The sequence below is a fragment of the Sorangiineae bacterium MSr11954 genome, from assembly GCA_037157815.1.
Lineage (GTDB): Bacteria > Myxococcota_A > Polyangia > Polyangiales > Polyangiaceae > Pendulispora > Pendulispora albinea.
In genome coordinates, this window is record CP089984.1 from 2,844,950 (window position 1) to 2,865,462 (window position 20,513).

Genomic DNA, 20,513 nt, shown 5'->3' on the forward strand with positions numbered 1-20,513 from the left:
GGAATTGGCGGCGCGCTCGCTACCCCATGGCGCGCCTACCACCCCGCCGTGCGCTCGCTACCCGCCGTGCGCCCGCCATCCCGCCGTGCGCTCGCGACCCCGCGGCGCGCCTTAGCGGCGCGCTTCCCAATCGATGCCGGAGATGCGAGCGAGCGCGAGCTGCAGGGCGTGCGTGCCCTTCTTTCCCCAGCCGTTGGCCTGCACCGACAGGTAGAGTTGCTCGGCCAGCGCCAGCCCGGGCAGACTCAAGCCAAGGCGCCGCGCTTCGTCGAGCGCGATCCCCATGTCCTTGATGAAGTGCTCGACATAGAAGCCGGGCTCGAAATTGCCCGCCAGGATGCGCGGCCCATAATTGGCGAGCGACCAGCTCCCGGCCGCCCCCGGCCCCACCGACGAGAGCACCCGCTCCGCGTCGAGCCCCGCGCGGTGCGCGTACAAGAGCGCTTCGCACACGCCGATCATGCCGGTGGCGATCAAAATTTGATTCACCATTTTCGTGTGCTGCCCCGCGCCCGCGTCCCCCTGGCGCACGAAGGTCTTGCCCATGGTGGACCACAATGGCTCGAGCGCCTCGACGATGGCCGCGTCGCCGCCGATCATGATCGAGAGCCGCGCCTCGCGCGCGCCAATGTCGCCGCCGGAGACGGGCGCGTCGATCGCGTGCACCCCGCGCGCAAGGCACGCCGCGTCGATCTCACGCGCCAAGCTGGGCTCGCTCGTGCTCATGTCCACCAAGATTTGTCCCGGACGCGCCGATGCGACCAGTCCTTCGTTACCCAGGAACACGGCGCGTACCTCCTTTGGAAAGCCGAGCATGGTGAACACCACGTCGGCCTCCGCCACCACCGCGCTCGGGCTCTCGGCCCAGCGCGCGCCGCGCTCCAGCAGGGGCTCGGCCTTGCTGCGCGAGCGGCTGGACACGGTGAGCGCGTAGCCCCGCGCGAGCAGGTGCCCCGCCATCGATGCTCCCATGACGCCGGTCCCGATCCATCCGATGCGGGTTTTTCCGGGTGCGATCTCCAGATTGCTCATGGCTTCTCCTTGGTGTCGTTCATTTTCCAGTCTGCCGCCAGGTTTACCCCGTCAGGGCATTTTCGTGCATGTGAATTTGTCATCTTCGAAGTTTGGATGGTCGCGCGTCATGTGACGATGTTTCGAAAATTGAAATGCAATGTTACGAGCGCAATGCCACTATGATGTCCAATGTCATGAACATGCGCGCGAACATTGGATTGTCGGCCATGCTGTTGCTCGCGGGATCGTCCGCCTGCGAGGTGATGACGTCGGGTCCCTCGACCGAGACCGCTCGAGCGCCCGAAGGTTCGGGCGATCGCGCCGTGCGCGCGGGCACGTTCGTCACCACGCTCGATACGCCGGTGGGGTTCGCGTTCGAGATCGACAACGGCAAGGGGGTGCCTCTCTCGGTCCGGCGCGGGCAGACCTTTTACGTCAGCCAGATCGACCTCCGAGCCTCGGTCGAGGCGCGGGCCGACGAGGGCATCCGGGGGCTCGGCCGGGAAGGCGACTTCGCGTCCCTCGACTGGAGCGGCAGGCCCGGCGAGGGGCCCGACGACGAGTCGTTCATCCCCGCCAAGGGCCCGGGCGACACCTTCGTGCGGAGGCGCTTTTACCAGGGCGCGCGGTGGATGCGCGCGCCGAGCATCTTCTCGGTGGAGCAGCTCGACGCCCACGGCCGGAGGACCGCCGAGCCCATTTTTTTGACCATCGACGCCGCCGATTGCGCGAGCGGCGCGGGCGCCTTCTTCACGCGGCGCTTTCGCGCCATCCAATGGACGCACGATTGTGCCTCCGCGTCCGACTGTGCGCGCGCCCAGCGCTTCTCGGAGGAGGCGCTGGTGGAGCTCCGCAACGCGAACCGGCCGGCGCCCACCTCGAAGATGCAGCCCAATACCGTCGCGCTCCGGATCCATTGGTCGCAGAAGCGCGAAGACTACACGATCCCCGTCACGCAGATCGACGCGCCGCGGTGGGACTACGGCTTCGACATGGACATTCAGGCGCTCACGCCCCCGGGGCCTTCGGGGTTCTACGCGCCGGGCCAGCGCGTGACCTTCGAGTTCACGTTGAAGGATGGGGCGGGCAATCCGCTGCACGCGCCGGGGGAGATGCCGAGCTTTCGCGACTTCATGCAAGGAAAGGTCGAATCGGGTATTCAGTATTGGCGGGGGTTCCAGGAACCGAGTGCCTTGTTTTATCGGCGCAAACATCGGGAGAGCCACCTCAACTTCGGTTTGATGGGCCCCATCCACCGGAGCAAACCCATCTACACCACCTTGGACATCGCCAGCCGCATGGATCCGGCCACCGGCATGCTCACCACCGCCTTGCCGAGCACCGATGGAATGTTCGGCCAAGCCACCGCCGTCCCCAGCTTCGCATCGCTCTTCGGCGGACAGCCCGCCTGGTCCAAACCCTCGACCGACACCTGGACCTTCGATCTTCCCCCCGACGCGGAGCCGGGTACGTATTACGTCGTGCTCAAGGCTCGCCGAAAATATTTGGGCGAGGAAGTGCCAATGAGCAAAGTCATGGAGATCCAAGTCGGTAAAACCGAGAGGACCCCGCCGCGCCTCGGCACCGGCGGCTGCGGGAGCTGCCACCGCAACGGCGGCGATTTCAAGCGCGCGCTGCACGGCCTCGGCGTCGAAGCGCGCGCGGCGTGCACCGTGTGCCACGCGCCGATGACCGAAGAGATGGACGCGCCGATCGCCTCGCGCGTGCATTTCATTCATTCGCGCGCGGACAATTACCGCGCGAGCCGCGCGCGCTGCGAGGTCTGCCATCTCACGCGCGAGAGCATCCAGCGGACGAGCAAAGGCGCGTGTCTCTCCTGCCATCGGACGTACCCGGCCGATCACGTGAGCAAGTGGGGACCGATCACCGATTCGTACACGGGCGGCGGTCCCGACGCGTTCGTTTCGTGCGCGAGCGGCTGCCATACGCGGCACGACTTTTACTAGTAGTAACTTGACGGCCGGCGCGCGGGCCCTACCCAGATATGCCATGACGCGTGCTGCTTGGCTGCCTTGCACATTTTCGGTGGTGCTCCTCGTCGCGTGCGGCTCCAGCGCACCGCCCGCTGCGGAGTCTCGCGGCGCGCTCGCGCAGGATCGCGAAGGCCCGTTCGACCCTGTCGAGGCGTCGATTCCCGAATTGCGAGATGCGCTGAATGCGGGTCGTACGACGTCGCGTGCATTGGTTGATTCGTATCTTGCTCGAATTGCTGCTTACGATCAAAGCGGCCCCGTCTTGAACGCCATCTCCGCCATCGCCGCCGACGCGCGGGAGCAGGCGGATCGGCTGGACGAAGAGCGGCGCACCCGCGGTCCGCGGGGGCCGCTGCACGGTATTCCGGTGGTGGTCAAAGACAATTTCGAGACCGCGGATATGCAGACCGCGGCGGGATCGATTTTGCTCAGAGGCTGGACCTCGGGCGAGGACGCCACCATGGTGAAGAAGCTCAGGGCGGCCGGCGCCATCGTGCTCGCGAAGACCAATATGCACGAGTGGGCGTGGGGGTGGGAGACGCGCGGAACGCTCTTCGGGCAGACGCACAATCCGTACGCGCTCGATCGCGTTCCGGGCGGTTCCAGCGGTGGTACGGGCGCCGCCGTGGCCGCGAGCTTCGCCAGCTTCGGCCTCGGGACGGACACCTGCGGCTCGATCCGCGTTCCTTCGGCGAACAACAATTTGGTGGGGTTGCGACCGACCTACGGGCTCACCAGCCGCAAGGGCATCATCCCCATGTCGCACACGCAAGACGCGGGCGGACCTCTGGCGCGGTCGGTCACCGATATCGCGTTTGCGATGGACGTCCTCACCGGTTACGACCCCGCCGATCCGGTGACGAAAGATGGCGCCGGCCGCGCGCCCGCCACCTACACGACGTTCTTGCAGCGCCAGGGGCTGCGCGGCGCCCGCGTCGGGATCCTCGGCAATTTGCTCAGCCGAGGGCCTGCGGATGAGGAGATCGCGGGCATCATCCGCAAAGCCGCCGAGACCATGCGCGCCGAAGGTGCTACCGTCGTCGAGGTGACCATGCCCGCGCTGCCCGATTTCGTCGACGTCGAAGATGGGGCCCCCGCGGATCTGAGCATATCGGAGTTCAAATTCGACCTGAACGACTACCTCCGCGATCACCCCACCGCAAAGGTGCGCACGCTCGCCGACGTCCTCGCGTCGGGAAAGCTGGATTCGAGCATCGAACCTTATTTGCGAATGTCGGAGGCCCAGAAGCAACGCAACTCACCCGATTATCTCCGCCGGGTCGCACAACGCAAGATATCGGGTGCAGCCACCGCGGGCGCCCTCGCCGCGCAGCGCCTCGACGCGCTCCTTTATCCAACCTTGCGCCAGAAGGCGACGAAGCTCGGCGAGGCGCAGCATGGAGTCAATTGCCAACTGAGCGCGCACACGGGCTTCCCGGCCATCAGCGTCCCCGCGGGCTTCACCGCCGATGGCGTGCCCGTGGGGCTCGAGCTCATCGGACCCGCCTGGAGCGAGGGCTCCCTCATCCGGCTGGCTTACTCCTTCGAGCAGGCCACGCGCTACCGCCGCCCGCCTGCGAGCACGCCATCGCTACCGCGCCCGAGCGCGCCCGATCCCCGTCATGCCGCTGACGAATCGCGTCGATCCGTTCGGTGAAATCTTCGCCGATCCGGCGCGGGGTCTTTGGATGGGCAACCGCGGCTGGCTGCACGATCCCTCGCGCACGCTTTTGCGCACGTGGCAGCTGCGCCGGTGGATCATCTGCCAGCTCGAGTTTCGAGGCCGCCACCGCGAGGTGATGAGCCCGCGCCGGACCTGGACCGAGCTATTCTTCTTGGACGAGGCCACCGCGTTCGCCGCCGGCCATCGGCCCTGCGGCGAGTGCCGCCACTCCGCCTACCGTCAGTTCCGCGCGCTCTGGCGCTTGCAAGATCCGGAAGATCCGGCGGGCGCCGATGAAATCGATCACCACCTCCACGCGGAGCGTCTCATCGGCCGCGACACCAAGCGCACCTCGCGCGGCGAGCTCGGAACCTTGCCCGATGGAACCTTCATCGCCGACGGCCGGCGCGCGTGGCTGGTGCTCGACCGGTATCTTTGGGCGTGGTCGCCCGCCGGTTACGTGGAGCGCTGCGCCCGGCCCCTGCACGCGGAGGTCGATGTGCTCACGCCGCCCAGCGTGGTCGGCATCTTCCGCGCGGGCTACCGTCCGCACATCCACCCCTCCGCCGCACCGTAAACGATTCGCGTGCGGCGGCCCGCGTGGGGAGCTCGCCCGCGCATCGGGTCGCGCGCGGCGCGGGCCATGGGATCACTTCAAGCCTTCGACGATGTAGAGCCGCGACAAGGTCTCGCTCGTGCAGTAGGCGTATGAGCGGCCGTCGGCGCTGAGAAAGAGCGTCATGATGGATGCCAGCCCCGGACGAGGTCCGCCGGATGGAAGCGCGAGGTGCTCGGTCACCGCGCCCGAGGTGAGGTGGACGCGGCGGACGTGAACGGGGATGGAGCGCGTGCGCAGGTAGACGGAGGCCCCGTCGTGGTGAAAGCCGATGGCGATGTGATCGGGAAAGCGCCCGGGCACCTCGCCCCGATCCTCGCCGCGCGCTCCGTACAGGTGCATGGTGCCGTCCGCGCCTACGGCGGCGATGCGATCGCCGTCGGGCGAAATGGCGGCGATGGGCGCGACGCCCTCGGCCGTGATCGGGCGCGGCGCGGAGGCGTCGAGATCGTGCACCCAGAGGCGCGGCAGATGGCCGGCGCCCGCGATGCCGCGCAAGAGCAGATGGCGGCCATCGGGGAAGAAGCGGCCATCGAAGAGGGTGGCGAGCGGCGCGATCGAGAGAGCGCGCGCGGTGCCGGCGCCGGTGGGAACGAGCGCCAAGGTGTCGGGCGGTCCCGCGCGTCGGATGGCGGCCCAGCGACCATCGGGCGCGAGGTCGACCGGCGTGCCATCCCCCAGCCGCACGGGCGGCGCGCCGTCGGCGGTCCGCAGATACGCGCCGTAGTCGGGCCCCTCGCTGGCGTCTTCTTCCGCGTACAAGAGGGTGCGTCCGTCGGCGGACATGCCCGTGAGAAACGAGCTGTCCGACCATGTGAGATCGCGCTCGCTGCCGCCTTCGCCCGCGTAGAGCGCGGCGCGATGATCGCGGCGCTCGATCAACGCCCGGCCGTCGGCCGCCACGTCGTGCAGCAGCATGCTGCCGGCGATCCGATCGATCAGGCGCTCGCGCCCGTCTTCGTCGACGGCGTAAAGGGCATATTGTGCTCCGGTGCGGGCGGCCGTAAACCATATTTCCTTGCCGCCGGGGCCAAAGGCCAATCCCCGGGTGCTCGTCCACCCGCGCGACAGCTCGCGCGGCGGCCCGTTTCCATCGAGGATGGCCACCGAGCCCATATCGTCTTTGGGATCGCGGTGGAGCAACAGGGCCACGCGCCGGCCGTCGGGCGCGACGCGGATATGACTCGGCCAAGCTTCGCCCTCGTAGCGAATGGTGCCGATGGGGTACTCCAGCCGGTAGCGCGTCCCGGTCTTGCTGACGGCGGCGAGCTCGTCGCCGCTCGGGCTCCAGTCGGCCTCGAACACGTGCTCGAGCACCGCCCGCGGAGCACCTGCGCCGAGCCGCATGCGCGCCAAGGTGCCGCTGGGCGTGGCCGACTCGAAGAACTGCGGATCGAGCAGCATGGCCAGCTCGCCCCGCGCGGAGATGGCGCGCACATCGGCCTGGATGCCCAGCGGCTTCGTGCCGGGTAGCTCGGTGCGCGTCGTGTAGAGCTGCGGAGGCCCTCCGTCCCACGAGGCGCCATAGACCACCGTGTGGCCGTCGTTCGAATAGCGCGCGGCGAGGATTTGCCCGCGTGCAAAGGTGATGGCGCGGTACGTTGGCGGCTCCGCGGGGGCGGGGTGGATCGCGGTGCGGCGGCCCACGTGAAAGCTGGCGGCGGCGATACCCGCGGCCAGGAGCGCGCCCAATCCCAAGGCGCGCAGGAGACGGCGCGGCCGAGGCGATGGAGGCGCGGCCACCTCGGCGGCTTGGGGCGCCTGCGCCGCACCCGACGTCGTTTCGAGATGAAACGCCAGATCGTGCGCCGACTGGAATCGATCGGCGGGAGACTTCGCGAGGCAGCGGGCGACGATGCGCTCGAGCTCACCGCCGCACGGGGGCGGCTCGTCGCGCAAGGTGGCGGTCATGCGCTCGATGAGGCTGCGGCCGCCAAAGGGCTTTTGCCCCGTGATCATTTCATGGAGCACGGCGCCCAGCGCAAAGAGATCGGTGCGCGGGTCGACCTCTTCGCCGCGGATCTGCTCCGGCGACATGTACCCCACGGTGCCGACCTGCGTGCCGGGCTCGGTGGCCGTCTCCGGGCGGGGCTCCTCGAGCGAGGCCACCAGGCGCGCCACGCCAAAGTCGAGGATCTTGCAGCTGCCGTCGGCGCCGAGGAACACGTTCCCGGGCTTGAGATCGCGGTGAATGACCCCGCGATCGTGCGCCGCACCCAGGGCGCGCGCCAGCTGCGCGCCGATGCGGCGCACCTGCGCGATGGGGAGCTTCCCGCGCGCGAGCCGCTCCTGCAAGGTGGTCCCCGTGAGCCACTCCGTGACCAAGTAGGGGACGCCGTCGTGGGTCCCCGCGTCGAACACGGTGACCGCGTTCGGGTGCACGACCCTCCCGGTGGCCAGCGCCTCGAGGCGGGCGCGGCCCCGGCGGTCGGCGTCGCCTGCGAAGCGGGCCGGCAGCACCTTGATGGCGACGTCGCGCCCGAGCCGCGGATCGCGCGCGCGGTACACGTCGCCCATGCCGCCGCGGCCGGCGAAGGCCACGATGGTGTACGGCCCCACGCGCGCGCCGGCCGCGAGCTCCGCGGGCTTTTCCGCGCGGCCCTCGTCGCGTTGAGCAAACCAGGCCTCGGTGACGCGGGCCACGAGCGCGCAGCACGCGTCGCAGTCACCGAGGTGGCTCTCGAGGTCCGCGCGCTCGCCCGCGGGCAGCCGATCCTCGACGAAGGCTTGTACGAGCTCGTCGGATGCACAGTTCGGCATGGCGTCGATTAACGCCATTCACACGTTCAACGGCGCGAGGGAAGGGGAATTCGCTCCAGACGGAACGGCAAGGTCGGATGGCCGTCCGGGGCCCTCAATTGGCTGATCACCACCCAGGCGCTTCCGCGATAAAGGGCCGATGTCGTGGGCTGGGCCAAGCCGCTTCGAAGGACCTCGCGGCGCCCGCGGGCTCCGTCGATGGTCACCGAGACCACATTGCCCGCACGGTGTTCGCCGATGATCAAGGTGTCGTCGTCCGCCATTTCGATGCCGTCGGGGAATTGCAGCGGCGGGTCGACGGGAATGATCCGGGCCGCCCCGGCGCTGCCGTCGCTCCGGATGGGCACCGACAAAAGATCCCCCGAATCGGATTTGACGACCAAGAGCCGGTGGCGGCGCCGATCGAAGACGATCCCGTTCAGGGTGATGGGGCCCGGTCCGGGTTGGAACAACGGATCGTTCGACCAGGTCTCGAGCTTCGTTCCGCCCGAACGCAGCCGCACGACGGTGTTGGCCGCGGCGTCCGTCGCATAGACATTGCCGCGATCGTCGAGGATCACGTCGTTGCAAAAGCCGTCGACACCGGGCAGCACGTACTTGGCCGTGAGCGCGCCCGTGCGCAAATCGTACCCGTGAAGGTAGGCGGCTTGTTCGGGGAGCAGGTCGTCGTCGGAGACGCACGCCCAAAGCGTCCGTCGCCGCGTATCCACCGTCACCCCTGCGACATAGAAGTTGCTGCGCCCCGCGATGAACGGCTCCGCGGCGTCCGCCCCCGGACGCGCGCGCGCAATGGCCCCCGTTTGAAAGCTCCCGATGTAAAAGCTGCCATCGGGCGCGACGGCGACACCCTCGGGGAAAAAGTCCTCCCCCGGAACGGTGATCCCCGTACGCGAATCGCCGCACCCCGATTGCAGCGGCTCGCGGTCGCCGGAAATCTCCGGGTCGGACATGGCGACGTCGCCATCGGAATTGGCCGCACACGCTGCAAGAAGCGAAGCCAGGGTAAGAGCAAACATTCGAACGATGGTGCGCATGGGACGCTCGACCTCCTACCCCCCTGACACCGCCCGCCCCACCCTTTGCAAAAATAGTCGCCAAGGGTCGTCACTGCGAACGGAGCCAAGGAGCGTCCTCACCCGACGGGAGCCGCCCGCATCAACCCACGCGATTCGAATCCCCGAGAAGCCGCACCAAGCTGATATCGAGCTGGCTCATCACCATGGCGGCAACGCTCTCCGCATCGCTCGGCGCCAGCCGCAGCTCGTCGCTCAACCGGCGCAACGTCGTCTCCGCGATCCGCTCGCGCGCACACGTCAACCAGCGCGACACCGTCGAAAGGTGAACCCGGTAGAGCGCGCCCAGCGCCTCGAGCGCGACCCCCTCGGCGTGGTAAAGGCGCAGAAGCGTGCGATCGCGCGCCGAGAGCTCCGAGACCGCCGCGCGCAGCGCCTCGCCGAACGCATCGCGGTACTGCTCACGCGCGCACGCGAGCTCGGGGCTCAGCGCCACCACGGTGGCCGCGGTCGCGCGCGTGGCATCTTCACGCGCCGACGTCCGCCGCGCCTGCCGTTTCAAATTCAGGGCCGCCCGCACCGCGGCCACACGTACGAATCCGCCCAGCGTTCCACGCCCGCGGTAGGCGGCGATCCCCGGTTCATGCCCATCGCGGCCGGGTGCGAGCAGCGCCACCCGCAAGGTCTGACGAACCTCGTCCGCGAACGCCGGCGTGCGATCGATGTGGGCGACGAAGGCACCGACCGCATCGAGGTGCTCCCTCTCGAAGACGGCGAGCGCCTCCCGATTTCCCTGCAGGCACGCGACCGCCAAATCGAGATCGCGCTCCGAAGGTGACAACCCAGCCATCGAAGGCAATTCTACACCTTTGGCGCCGCTCGCGCGTCCGTTGCGAGGCCGCGAAAGAGAAGATCGAGCGAACGGCGAAGGCTGGTCGCGAAATCGATGTTTGGCGGCGCGAGGCCCGAGAGGTGCATGATGCTCGATGAAGCGAAGCGCCAGATCCGGGTTCTGCGCGAACATGGCGTGGAGCTCCCCGAAGACGTGCATCGAGCGCCCCACGAGCGAGCGCCGTTTGGGGGTGGTCTCCCTGTACGCCACGGGCGGCGCCGTGCCTCTTGGGCGAGTGGCCGCGACCTGACGGCGCGAGGCGTGATCGCGAACCTCCCCGTTGACGCCCGTTCCGCGGACCCTAGATGCGGGGCGCTCGAACGTGAGCGTCGTCAAAAAGGGAGGCATGCGCCCATGAGAGCCTACGATCCAGGGCAGTCTCTTCGCGATGCGCGGGATGTGTACTTCTCCGAGAACGACTTCGGCGCGAACGGCGGTTACGACGAGCCTTGGGCGCGCGTGAAGGTCGGCCCCATCGTGCTGCACTTTCCCAACACCCCAGGGCGCAAGCGCGCGATTCGCTTTCACGATTTGCATCACATCGTCACGGGCTACGACACCAGCCGGGTAGGGGAGTCCGAGATCGCGGGCTGGCAGCTCGGGAGCGGCTGCCTGCGCACGGGCCCGGTGGTGGCGCTGTTCAATCTGACGGCCTTCTTCGCGGGCCTCCTCTTCGCGCCGCGCCGCGTGCTGCGCGCCTACAGCCGCGGCCGTCGAAGCCGGAACTTGTACGCGCGACGCTACGACGATGCGCTGCTCGACACCACGGTCGGCCAAGCCAGGAACGAGCTCGGCCTCGACCCCGCTCCGTCCACCGCGCTCACGCTCGGCGACGCTGCGCACGTGGCGCTGTATGCTCTGCTCGCGGTGCCGGCGCTGCTCGTCTTTCCGCCGATGGTCGCGGTGGTGACCGCGATCGCCCTTCCTCTTTCTTGGGTGAGCGGCCGAAACCGCAGCCCGGCGATGTGATAGAGAGAGACGAAGGAGGCACTTCGTTGCGCGTCGTTTCGCTGCACGTTTATCCGCTCAAATCCGGCGCCGGGCTCGCCCCGGACACCGTCCACGTCGAGCCCTGGGGCATCGCCGGCGATCGGCGCTGGATGGTCGTCGACGCCGAGGGCGTCTTTCTCAGCGCCCGGGAAGAGCCGCGCCTCTTCCATGTGCGCGTGACCCCCGAGCCCGGGGGCGCGCTGCTTCTGCAGGGACCGCACCTCGATCCCCTCCGCGTGATGCCGCCCGCCCCGGCGCCGGTGCCCGTTCGCGTGCAGCGCGATGTGGTGACCGCGACCCCGGCGGGCGCCGAGGCCGATGCTTGGCTGGGCCAACTGCTCGAGCGCACCGATGTGCGCCTGGTTTGGCTGGACGATCCCCGGCGCCGCCCCAGCGATCCAAAGTACAGCGAGCCCGGGGATCTCGTGAGCCTGGCCGATGGCTTTCCGCTGCTGGTCACCACGCTCGCTTCGCTCGGGCGCTTGAACGACTGGATCGCCGAAGGCGCACGCGAGCGCGGCGAGCCGCCGACGGAGTCGCTCCCGATGCAGCGATTTCGTCCCAACATGGTCATCGACCCCGTTCCCGAGCCGTTTGCGGAGGACACCTGGAAACGCATCCGCGTGGGGGACATGGAGTTTCGCGTGGTCAAGCCGTGCGCGCGATGCGTCATGACGACCATTCACCCCGAGACCCTCGCCAAAGGCAAAGAGCCGCTTCGCACCTTGGCGCGCCGTCACAAATGGAACGGATCAGCTTGGTTTGGAATGAACCTCATACCCGTTCGCGAAGGCGAATTGCACCTGGGCGATCCCGTCTCCGTATTGGAGTAAGCCTCCGAGGAGCGTAGTCTCGGACCCGGGATCCTTCATGGATCTTCACGGGCGACGTACGGGCTTCTGCGGGGTTTTGGCGAGGATCTTACTGCCTGTACGGCTTTTACGGGGCCCTAGCGGGGCTTTAACGAGGCTTAACGAGAGAGGTGCTGCGATGAAATCGGTCAATCTCTGGATGGCTGCGGCGTTTGCGGCCTCGTGGGCGTGCGGCTCGCCGCCGGCGGGCTCCGGTGAGTCGGGCGATCATCGCGCGGGCCCGCAAGGGATCAACGTGCCCAAGGCTCCCATCATGGGCGCGCTCGACATGCCCGCGGTGCACGAGGCCGAAGAGCGCGCGGCGGCGGAGCGCCCGGAGTCGCCGGCCCTTCGCCGCCAGTACCTCAATGGCTACTTTCAAACGCGGAACGCGGAGTTCCCGGTCGAGGTGGAGCAAGCCATCGCCGGCGTGCCCACCGACCACCCCGTCATGGTTTGGGCGGGCTCGAACGAGACGCCGCGTCGCCTTTCTCGCTGAGCCGGCGCCGGTAGGACTCGATCCGGCCGACCAGCGCCGGGGCGCTCGCGCCATCGGGAAGCAAGTGGAGCGCGAGGGTCGCCGTCTGCAGCGCCTCGCGAAGCCGGCCTTTCTGATCGAGCATGATCGACGCCGCCGAAAAGCACGGGTAGCAGCTCGGATCCGCCGCGATCGCGCGCTTCTCGTACGCGAGCGCCCGATCCACGTCGTCGTGCACCAGAAGATGCGTCCAGCCCAGTAGATCGAGCTCCGCCGCGGTCTTGGCCAAGGGCTCGAGCTTCTCGGCCACGGGCGTGAGCGCCGCCGGCGGTCGCGTCTTCTGCCCGATGGCGTTCAGCTCGATCCACCCCATGGCGTTGAGCAGCCGAGGATCGTTGGGCCGCTCCGCCAGTGCAGCCTTCAACGTGGCCTCCGCCGCGGCGACATTGCCGCGATCGTTTTCCATGTACGCGGTCAGGATGGCGAGCTCCGGATGATGCGGCTCGTGCGCGCGCGCCTCGTTCATATCGCTGCGCGCCGCCGCGAGCCCGTCCGGTGTTCGCCAGTCGCGAAGCCGCGCCCAGAGCATGTGCACGTCGGCGTCGGAGAGCGTGCGGGTGGCCTCGGCGGCCCTGCGTGCCGGCGTGTACTTCGTTCGGTACGTGATCACCTCGCTCGGCACGAGCGCGTCGGTGTAGTCCTTTTCCAGCTTGCCCTCGGGCACCTTTCCCAAGGTCTCGGCCCACGCTTGCTCGCTCGATTCGCCCTTGAGCAGACGCTGGCGGTAATCCTCGAAGGGCGTGCGGTAGTCGGGGTGGGCCATCAAGAGGTGCACCAGGGTCCACGCGCCCGCGTAGTGCGCGCTCATTTGCTGAACGGCCTTGAGCCCTTCGGGCGTGCTCACATCGCGATTGGAGGCTCCCTCGAACGCCACGGCATCCATGGACAAGAGCGCGCGGGCGGTGGGGGCCTCGCTCATGGGGATCATCCACGTGTACTCGCCGTCGACGAGCTTTGCGCTCCACGGCCCCTTCCAAAACCGAGAGCTCCGCGGCGCGCGCCCGAGGACGGCCATCTCGCCATCCAAGTCCAGCGATTCGTAGTAGTCGGCCAGGCCCTCGTTGAGCCAGATGGGGGCCTGCGGATAGTACGCGTGCACGAAGAAGTGGGTCAGCTCGTGCTGCACCAGCTCCTTGGCGCGTTGGGTGAAATCCCCTTGCAGGATGGCGATATGGCCGCGCTCGAAGTCGCCGCCCTCGCGCCCGAACACGCCCGCGGTCGCTTTGGGCGCGACCTTCTCGTACTCCTCGCGGTGCCGGAAATACACGATGTCCAGCCGCGTTCGCACATCGAGCGGGGGCTCGAACCCGAGATCGGCGAGGGCCGAAAAGCGGGTCTCCAGCTCCGCCGAAACATGGCGTGCGACCTCGGGCTCCAGATCGGTTCGAAGGGTGAAGTGCGTGCTTTTTACCTCGCTCCAGGCCGCGCCGCCCTTTTCCGGGCAGGTGAACGGCCTTCGGGCGAGCGTCCCCCCGCATCCGCCGGCCGCCACGGAAGCAAGCCAAAAGGTGACGGCGGCCATCGCGGTTCGTTTCATCGACATGAAAACGATACCAGAGTCTCCCCACCGCCGAGAATCGCTCTAAAAGATAAAACCATGTCGTCTCCCTCGAATGCCGCTACCGCGCATTGGTGGCAGCGCGGTGTCGTCTACCAAGTTTACCCGCGGAGCTTTCTCGACACGAACGGCGATGGCATCGGAGATTTGCGCGGCCTGATCGCGCGGCTCCCTTATCTTGCGTGGCTGGGGGTCGATGTGGTGTGGGTATCCCCATTTTACCCATCGCCCATGGCCGACTTCGGTTACGACGTCAAAAACTACACGGACGTCGATCCCATCTTCGGCGATCTCGGCACCTTCGACGAGCTGGTCGCGACCGCCAAAAGCCACGGCATTCGGATCATCGTCGACTTCGTGCCCAACCACACGTCGCACGAACATCCATGGTTCCTCGCGGCGCGTACTGCGCGCACCAGCGACAAGCGCGATTTCTACGTTTGGGCCGATGCGCGCCCCGATGGCTCGCCCCCCAACAACTGGGTCAGCGTGTTTGGCGGCTCCGCTTGGCAATGGGACGAGGCCACCGGGCAATACTACCTTCACACCTTCTTGCCGGAGCAGCCCGATCTCAATTGGCGCAACCCCGAGGTCGTCGCCGCCATGCACGAGGTGATGCGCTTCTGGCTCGACCGCGGCGTGGGCGGCTTTCGCGTCGACGCGCCGCTGCCGATGATGAAAGACCCTGCGATGCGGGACAACCCGCCCAACCCCGGGCGCCCCACATTTCACCGTCCGTTCGGCGACTACGACACGCTCATCCCGCTGCACAACCAGGGGCACCCCGACATTCACGGGATCTTTCGCGGCTTCCGCCAGGTGCTGGAGGCGTACGGCCGCGAGGATCCGAGGGTGGCCATCGGTGAGATCTACGAGTTCGATTGGTCGGCGTGGGCGTCCTATTACGGTGTGGACCTCGACGAGCTGCACATGCCGTTCAACTTTGGCCTCCTCGGCATTGCATGGAAGGCCAGCGCGGCGGCCCGTCTGGTGGCGGACATCGAGGCAAGCCTCCCCACCGGCGCATGGCCCAACTACGTGCTCGGCAACCACGACGAGCCGCGCATCGCGAGCCGCCTTGGCTCCGAGGCGCGTGCGCGGGTGGCCATGATGCTGCTGCTCACCCTGCGCGGTACGCCGACCCTTTACTATGGCGACGAGCTGGGCATGCCCAATGTCCCCATCGCGCCCGAGAACGCGCGCGATCCCTTCGAGCACCGCGTCCCCGGCCTCGGCGTGGGCCGCGATCCCGAGCGCACCCCCATGCTCTGGGATGCCTCGCCCAACGCGGGATTCTGCGCGCCCTCGGCCACGCCTTGGCTTCCGGTGGGCGACGCCTACACGCAACGCAACGTGGAGACGCTCCGCGCCGATCCGCGGAGCATCCTGACCTTGACCCGCACCTTGCTCATCTTGCGCCGCCAGATCGCCGCGCTCTCGGGGGGCACGTACCGCGCGCTCGTGGAGGGCGACGACGACGGCTTCGTCTACCTGCGCGAGGCGGCAGGCCGCCGTTACCTGGTCGCCCTGAACTTCGCCGACACGGAGCGCACGCTCACGTTGACGGGCGTCGCGGAGGGGACGTTGCTCGTCTCCACGTACCTCGACGGGGGCGAGAGCCTGGGTGACGGAGGTGGTTCGAGCGCGCCGCGCGATCTGCGCACCCTTCGCCTGCGCCCCGACGAGGGCTGCATCTTCGAGCTCGCGTGACGTTACGATCCCGGCCCGAGCCATGTGCTCGCGCCGGACTCGCGCGCGGCCCACGCCATGGGTGACTCGGTGGCGGCGCTCATGGCGGTGGGGCTCATCACGATGATGCTGCCATTCTTGCCGCCGACGAGATCCACCGCGCGCTTCGCCGCTTGCTCCGCGGGGATCCCGGCGGCGAGCCAGTCGTAAACGTGGCGCGCGAGCCCCACGTCGATGATGCGCTCCCCGGTCCCCGTGGCCGCGACCGCGCCGTGCACACCTGCGAAGAGCCCTGCGCCCGGGATCGGCACATCACCGACCCGCCCGCGCAATGTGAGCGCGGTGCCCCCCGTCGACAGCGCCACGCCAAAGCGCCCATCGGCCGCGCGAACGGCGACGCCCACCGTATCGCTTCCCGCGTCCACCTTGCCGCCTGCGGGCACCTTGCCGTCTGCGGGCACCTGGCCGCTGCCGCCCGCGCTCCCCGCCGATGCGCCCTGGGACAAGCCGTGCTCGAAGTTCCAATGCCGCCGCCAGTCGAAGCGCGCCCACTCGGCGGGCAAGGTTGGATCGCGGGCCAAGAGCCGCTTTTGCAGATCGCGCGCCCGCGCGCGCCCGTCGTCGGTGGTCGGATCGTACGGCGGCATCCCCAGGGTCCGCGCGAAGCGGGTGGCGCCGTCGCCGGCCAGGAGCAGGTGCGGCGTATCGAGCACGGCCCGCGCCACGCACACCGGATTTTTCACCTGCTCGATGGCCGCCACGCCACCGAAGCGCCCGGCCGACGTCATCACCGCCGCGTCCATCTGCACGGTGACCCCATCGATCCGAACGCGCGATCCGGTCCCCGCGTTGTAGCGGGGATCGTCCTCGAGCACGACCACGCCGGCCACCGCGGCGTCCACCGGCTCGCCCCCCGACTCGAGCACGCGGAGGGCCGCATCCACCGCGGCGCGGCAGCCATCGGACACGCTCGCCGGACTTCCCTGACCCCCGTGCGCTATCGCCGCCGCCCGCGCTCCACGCATCCTTGGAGCATATCGCAACTCACCCCAAGATCCGTTCGAGCACGTCCCCGAGCACATGGGCCGGCGTCTCCACGCCCCCGCGCGCTCGAAACGCTACGAACCCATCGGGTCGGACCAAAACGGCTCCGCCAGCCTCGATCCCCGCCGCGTCCGTCCACGATGGCTCGCATCGAAAATCGCCGCCTTCGCCCAAGGTGTAGGCGGCGAGCGGCACGCGCGAGCGCGCCCCGAACGCGCGGGCCGCATCGCAAAAGCTCGCGCCGTCCGGCCCGGTGAGCAGCACGAACGAGCTCCCGAACAGGTCGAGGGTCGAGGTGCGCTTTCCCTCGCGTTCGAGCCAGACATGGGGCGCGCGCGTCCCCGGGCGCCCGTCGAGCTCCTGGCAAGCCACCTCGCCGGGTTGCGCTCGCGTTCCGTCCTCTTCGCTCCTTTCGTCCTTCTCGTCCGCCTCGGCGAGCACGGCGGCCGAGTGGTAGCGAAAGCCAACCGGCGCAAAGTTCTCCTTGAAGCTGCCGGCCCATTTTTCCGGCGACACGATGCCGGTGCGGTCGCCCATGTTCCCCGATCGCTCCGCGGCCAGGCGCGCGACCGGGCGGCGTTCGACGTCGTAGGTGGACAAGAGCGAGGGCGCCGCGCGCCCATCGAGCACGGCGGCGAGCTTCCACGCGAGGTTGTGCGCGTCTTGGATGCCGGTGCTGGCCCCCATGCCTCCCCAAGGCGGCATGAGGTGCGCCGCATCGCCCGCCAAAAACACGCGACCATGTTGAAAGCGCTCCGCCACCGATACGGTGGCCGCCCACGGCAGCACGCTCCGGATGGTGATGGCGATATCCGGTATACCGAGCGCGGTGCGGATCAAATCGACGCAGCGCTCGAGCGGATAATCCTCCGGCTTCTCCCCCAAGCCGGGATGGTAAATCGCGTGGAAGACCCAAAGGTCCGTGTTGTTGATCGAGGTGAAAATCCCGCGCACCTCCGGGTGATCGACGGTGCAAATGCTGAACTCGCGCCCCTTCACCAGCTCGCTCAAGTCCGCCTGAAAGTAGATATTGAGCTGGTGCGATATCTCGCCCCGTCCCTCCATCGCCACCCCGAGCCGGTTGCGGATGGGGCTCTTCGCGCCGTCGGCCGCGATCATGTAGTCGGCCCGCACGGTGTGCGTCTCGCCCGTGCCGCGGTCCAAAAGGGCGGCGGTCACCCCCGAGGCGTCTTGCTCGAAGCTCACGAGCTCCATGTGAAACCGCAGATCGCCGCCGCGGGCGCGCGCGGCCTCGAGGAGCACTGGCTCCAGCCGGTCTTGGGGGCAGCGCGCGGCCGACGTGGGGCTCGCATCGCTCGGCGCGAACGCGAGCCCGAACGGGGAGGGGGAGGCTCCGCCCGTCGCGCCAGGCGCCGGCATGCGAAAGGCCGTCCCCTCGCCGGAGAGCACGCCGAGCAGCGTTTTGCCCATGAGAAAGCCGTTGCTCTTCGCCAGCTCCGCGCCGGCGCGGCGGATGGCATCCTCGAGGCCCAGGCCTCGAAAGAGCTCCATGGTGCGCCCGCTCACGCCGCGCGCCCGCGGGTGAATGCAGGTGGTCGGATGCCGCTCCACCAGAAGATGCGGCACGTGGTGGTGGGTGAGGAACAAGGACGAGGAAAGCCCAACGACGCCCCCGCCCACGATCAACACGGGAACCCGGATGTCAGCCATGTGTGGCTCCTATAAAAATGTGGCAGCAAAAATTATATAGTAACTATAAGTTTGGCGCCGCCCCAGTCAAGCGCCGCTGCGCTAGACTCGGGCCAGCATGTCCAAGCCGGAGGGCCTTCGAGAGCGCAAGAAGCGCAAAATGCGGGAATCCATCGCCAACGCGGCCGCGCGTTTGTTCACGCGACGGGGCTTCGAGACGGTCACGGTGGCCGAGGTGGCCCGGGAGGCCGAGGTGTCGGAGCAGACCGTGTTCAACTACTTTCCGACCAAGGAAGACCTCGTCTTCGACCGCGATCTCGAGATCGAAGAGGGTTTGGTGCGGCTGGTGCGCGAGCTCAAACCGGGCGGAAAGCCGCTCGCGGCCATCCGCGAGTACACTTTGCTCTTCCTCGACCAGCTCGGCGAGGTGCCCCCCGAGAACCACGGTTTCCTGCATCTCGTATCCGAGAGCCCGGCCCTGCAGGCCCACGGCCGGGAAATGCGGGCGCGGCACACGGCCTCGCTGGCCAAGGCGCTGGCGGAGCGCATGCAAAGGCCGGACAGCGATACCGAAGTATGGACCGTGGCGGAGATCCTGATGGTCACCCAATCGTCGTTCATGCGCTCCTTGGTGCAGCACATGCTCGGCGGCAAGGACAAGAAGCGCGCCCTCGCCGCCGTCCGCGCCGAGATGGATCGGGTCTTCGAGCTCCTCGGCGAAGGTTTCTCCAAGTACCGCGTCCCGTGAGCCACGCGCCATCGTAGCCGCGCCATGGCCTCCCGCGGGCGAAGGCGCCTCCGTCTGGAAAGACGGCTGCCGCCGCAGGCGAAGGCGCCTCCGTTGGGAGACGACGACGGCTACGGCCGCGGCCGAAAGCGCCTCCGTCTGGAAAGACGGCTGCCGCCGCAGGCGAAGGCGCCTCCGTTGGGAGACGACGACGGCTACGGCCGCGGCCGAAAGCGCCTCCGTCGGGAAAGACGGCTGCCGCCGCAGGCGAAGGCGCCTCCCGCCGAGCCGAAAGACGGCTGCCGCCGCGGGCGAAGGCGCCTCCGTCGGGAAAGACGGCGCGGGCGAAGGCGCCTCCCGCCGAGCCGAAAGACGGCTGCCGCCGCGGGCGAAGGCGCCTCCGTTCGGAAAGACGGCGACGGCTACGGCCGCGGACGAAAGCGCCTCCGTCTGGAAAGACGGCTGCCGCCGCAGGCGAAGGCGCCTCCCGCCGAGCCGAAAGACGGCTGCCGCCGCGGCCGAAGGCGCCTCCGTTGGGAAAGACGGCGACGGCTACGGGCGCGGGATCACGGCGCCTTTTTCGTCGACGTTGTTGGTCCAGTCCACGAGCTCGGGGTGATCGGTAATGTCGAGCGGACCGTAAATCCAGATGCGATCGATCCGGTTCTCGCGAACGGTCGCGCGCCCCGAGCCGGTGAGGTGATAGATGCGCACGGGGTATGCGCCTTGGGCGTGGATATGATTGTGCTCGATGAGCCAATCACCGACCTCGTCGCCCACCTCGTTCTGGAGCAACGCGGCGTTGGCGCCTGGCGTGGTCACATCGAAGTACGAATAGCGTACGGTCACGTGGGCGACGGAGCCCATGTCGCTCTGCAGGCCATCGGCGTGCGCGTAGGGGAGCGTCGGGTGATCGTATTGAAAGACGCTGTCCTCGATGACGAGGTTGCTCCCCACTTTGGCCGAGTCGCCATAGCCGTCGGAGGTGCCGCGGAAGATGGATGCGATAACCTTGGCCGGCTGCGCGGGGTCGGCCGAGTAAATGGCCGGCAGGGCGTCGGCAAAGTCGTTCCGTTCGAAGATGACGCCGGCCGTCCGCAGATCGTCGAAGTCGGCCGGGTCGAAGGCCCAGTGGTTGTCGCCCTGGGTCGTCACCCATTTGCAATTGCGAAAATGGACGCGGGCGTGTCGGATTTTGGGTTGGGAACGGAAGACGAGATTTTCGATGAGCTGTCCGTCGCGGCTCGTCACGAAGTTCCGCGGTGCATCGCGGAGGGTGACCCCGGGGGCAATGCCCGGCGTCACCCGCGGACCGTATGCCGTACTGCCCGGCGGTGTTTGGGAGCGCGCGTCCGTCTCGGACGGCGCATGGTTCGGAGAGGGATTCGTAGGCGAGGCATCGTCGGAGCTGCAGGCTACGAGCCCGAAGCCCAGGGCAACTGCGAAAGCAAGGTTTCTCATGCTTGCGCACTGTGCCCGGAAGACAGGCGCGCAACATGGCCCCACACGCCAAC

The 20,513-nt window shown here is 68.2% G+C and carries 16 protein-coding genes; 8 read left to right on the plus strand and 8 right to left on the minus strand.

Annotated features, from left to right (window positions below):
- Nucleotides 1-111: 111 nt before the first annotated feature.
- Nucleotides 112-1,032, minus strand: a complete 921-nt coding sequence (locus tag LZC94_11045; GenBank protein ID WXB17787.1) for an NAD(P)-dependent oxidoreductase — start codon at nt 1,030-1,032, stop codon at nt 112-114.
- Nucleotides 1,033-1,193: 161 nt separating this feature from the next.
- On the opposite strand from LZC94_11045, the gene LZC94_11050 reads away from it, so the two are divergent.
- The 3 genes from LZC94_11050 (at nt 1,194) to LZC94_11060 (ending at nt 5,248) form a co-directional block, all read left to right on the plus strand.
- The gene (locus LZC94_11050) at nt 1,194-2,981 is read left to right on the plus strand and encodes a cytochrome C (GenBank protein WXB17788.1); all 1,788 of its coding nucleotides are present in this window, start codon (nt 1,194-1,196) and stop codon (nt 2,979-2,981) included.
- A gap of 289 nt (nt 2,982-3,270) precedes the next feature.
- Nucleotides 3,271-4,665, plus strand: a complete 1,395-nt coding sequence (locus LZC94_11055; protein WXB17789.1) for an amidase — start codon at nt 3,271-3,273, stop codon at nt 4,663-4,665.
- A complete protein-coding gene (locus tag LZC94_11060) occupies nt 4,631-5,248 on the plus strand; it encodes a hypothetical protein (GenBank protein WXB17790.1) in 618 nt (205 codons plus the stop codon). Before LZC94_11055 ends, LZC94_11060 begins: the two co-directional genes overlap by 35 nt.
- 72 nt (nt 5,249-5,320) lie before the next feature.
- Here LZC94_11060 and LZC94_11065 read toward each other — a convergent pair whose 3' ends face one another.
- The 3 genes from LZC94_11065 to LZC94_11075 form a co-directional block, all read right to left on the minus strand.
- The gene (locus LZC94_11065) at nt 5,321-8,047 is read right to left on the minus strand and encodes a protein kinase (protein WXB17791.1); all 2,727 of its coding nucleotides are present in this window, start codon (nt 8,045-8,047) and stop codon (nt 5,321-5,323) included.
- Between the two features lie 26 nt (nt 8,048-8,073).
- Entirely contained in the window at nt 8,074-8,997 is a 924-nt protein-coding gene (locus LZC94_11070) for a hypothetical protein (protein ID WXB17792.1), read from the minus strand.
- A 205-nt stretch (nt 8,998-9,202) separates the two neighbouring features.
- Nucleotides 9,203-9,910 (minus strand): hypothetical protein, encoded by a 708-nt coding sequence (locus LZC94_11075; protein WXB17793.1) that lies wholly within the window; start codon nt 9,908-9,910, stop codon nt 9,203-9,205.
- A 396-nt stretch (nt 9,911-10,306) separates the two neighbouring features.
- On the opposite strand from LZC94_11075, the gene LZC94_11080 reads away from it, so the two are divergent.
- The 3 genes from LZC94_11080 to LZC94_11090 all read left to right on the plus strand — a co-directional run bounded on the left by LZC94_11080 (nt 10,307) and on the right by LZC94_11090 (nt 12,292).
- Entirely contained in the window at nt 10,307-10,921 is a 615-nt protein-coding gene (locus tag LZC94_11080; GenBank protein WXB17794.1) for a hypothetical protein, read from the plus strand.
- Nucleotides 10,922-10,947: 26 nt separating this feature from the next.
- A complete protein-coding gene (locus tag LZC94_11085; protein WXB17795.1) occupies nt 10,948-11,775 on the plus strand; it encodes an MOSC domain-containing protein in 828 nt (275 codons plus the stop codon).
- Between the two features lie 157 nt (nt 11,776-11,932).
- Nucleotides 11,933-12,292 (plus strand): hypothetical protein, encoded by a 360-nt coding sequence (locus tag LZC94_11090; protein WXB17796.1) that lies wholly within the window; start codon nt 11,933-11,935, stop codon nt 12,290-12,292.
- Here LZC94_11090 and LZC94_11095 read toward each other — a convergent pair.
- Nucleotides 12,243-13,868 carry a tetratricopeptide repeat protein gene (locus tag LZC94_11095; protein ID WXB17797.1) on the minus strand — a complete coding sequence of 542 codons (1,626 nt, stop codon included), beginning with the start codon at nt 13,866-13,868 and terminating at the stop codon, nt 12,243-12,245. The two genes, LZC94_11090 and LZC94_11095, sit on opposite strands and share 50 nt — an antisense overlap.
- Nucleotides 13,869-13,928: 60 nt before the next feature.
- On the opposite strand from LZC94_11095, the gene LZC94_11100 reads away from it, so the two are divergent.
- Entirely contained in the window at nt 13,929-15,599 is a 1,671-nt protein-coding gene (locus LZC94_11100; GenBank protein WXB17798.1) for a DUF3459 domain-containing protein, read from the plus strand.
- Nucleotides 15,600-15,601: 2 nt separating this feature from the next.
- On the opposite strand, the gene LZC94_11105 is transcribed toward LZC94_11100, so the two are convergent.
- Together LZC94_11105 and LZC94_11110 are read right to left on the minus strand one after the other, a co-directional pair.
- A complete protein-coding gene (locus LZC94_11105) occupies nt 15,602-16,546 on the minus strand; it encodes an isoaspartyl peptidase/L-asparaginase (GenBank protein WXB17799.1) in 945 nt (314 codons plus the stop codon).
- Between the two features lie 76 nt (nt 16,547-16,622).
- Nucleotides 16,623-18,293: an FAD-dependent monooxygenase gene (locus LZC94_11110; protein WXB17800.1), complete on the minus strand. Its 1,671-nt coding sequence runs from the start codon at nt 18,291-18,293 to the stop codon at nt 16,623-16,625.
- A 97-nt stretch (nt 18,294-18,390) separates the two neighbouring features.
- Here LZC94_11110 and LZC94_11115 point away from each other — a divergent pair, with 97 nt between their 5' ends.
- Nucleotides 18,391-19,020, plus strand: a complete 630-nt coding sequence (locus LZC94_11115; protein WXB17801.1) for a TetR/AcrR family transcriptional regulator — start codon at nt 18,391-18,393, stop codon at nt 19,018-19,020.
- 531 nt (nt 19,021-19,551) lie between these two features.
- Here LZC94_11115 and LZC94_11120 read toward each other — a convergent pair.
- Complete coding sequence (locus LZC94_11120) at nt 19,552-20,460, minus strand: hypothetical protein (GenBank protein WXB17802.1); 909 nt, start codon at nt 20,458-20,460, stop codon at nt 19,552-19,554.
- Nucleotides 20,461-20,513 lie beyond the last annotated feature (53 nt).

Coding starts and splice junctions, on each gene's coding strand:
- LZC94_11045 (WXB17787.1), bottom strand. CDS start 1,032: ATGAGCAATCTGGAGATCGCACCCGGAAAAACCCGCATCGGATGGATC.
- LZC94_11050 (WXB17788.1), top strand. CDS start 1,194: ATGATGTCCAATGTCATGAACATGCGCGCGAACATTGGATTGTCGGCC.
- LZC94_11060 (WXB17790.1), top strand. CDS start 4,631: ATGCCGCTGACGAATCGCGTCGATCCGTTCGGTGAAATCTTCGCCGAT.
- LZC94_11065 (WXB17791.1), bottom strand. CDS start 8,047: ATGCCGAACTGTGCATCCGACGAGCTCGTACAAGCCTTCGTCGAGGAT.
- LZC94_11070 (WXB17792.1), bottom strand. CDS start 8,997: ATGTCCGACCCGGAGATTTCCGGCGACCGCGAGCCGCTGCAATCGGGG.
- LZC94_11075 (WXB17793.1), bottom strand. CDS start 9,910: ATGGCTGGGTTGTCACCTTCGGAGCGCGATCTCGATTTGGCGGTCGCG.
- LZC94_11080 (WXB17794.1), top strand. CDS start 10,307: ATGAGAGCCTACGATCCAGGGCAGTCTCTTCGCGATGCGCGGGATGTG.
- LZC94_11090 (WXB17796.1), top strand. CDS start 11,933: ATGAAATCGGTCAATCTCTGGATGGCTGCGGCGTTTGCGGCCTCGTGG.
- LZC94_11095 (WXB17797.1), bottom strand. CDS start 13,868: ATGAAACGAACCGCGATGGCCGCCGTCACCTTTTGGCTTGCTTCCGTG.
- LZC94_11100 (WXB17798.1), top strand. CDS start 13,929: ATGTCGTCTCCCTCGAATGCCGCTACCGCGCATTGGTGGCAGCGCGGT.
- LZC94_11110 (WXB17800.1), bottom strand. CDS start 18,293: ATGGCTGACATCCGGGTTCCCGTGTTGATCGTGGGCGGGGGCGTCGTT.
- LZC94_11115 (WXB17801.1), top strand. CDS start 18,391: ATGTCCAAGCCGGAGGGCCTTCGAGAGCGCAAGAAGCGCAAAATGCGG.
- LZC94_11120 (WXB17802.1), bottom strand. CDS start 20,460: ATGAGAAACCTTGCTTTCGCAGTTGCCCTGGGCTTCGGGCTCGTAGCC.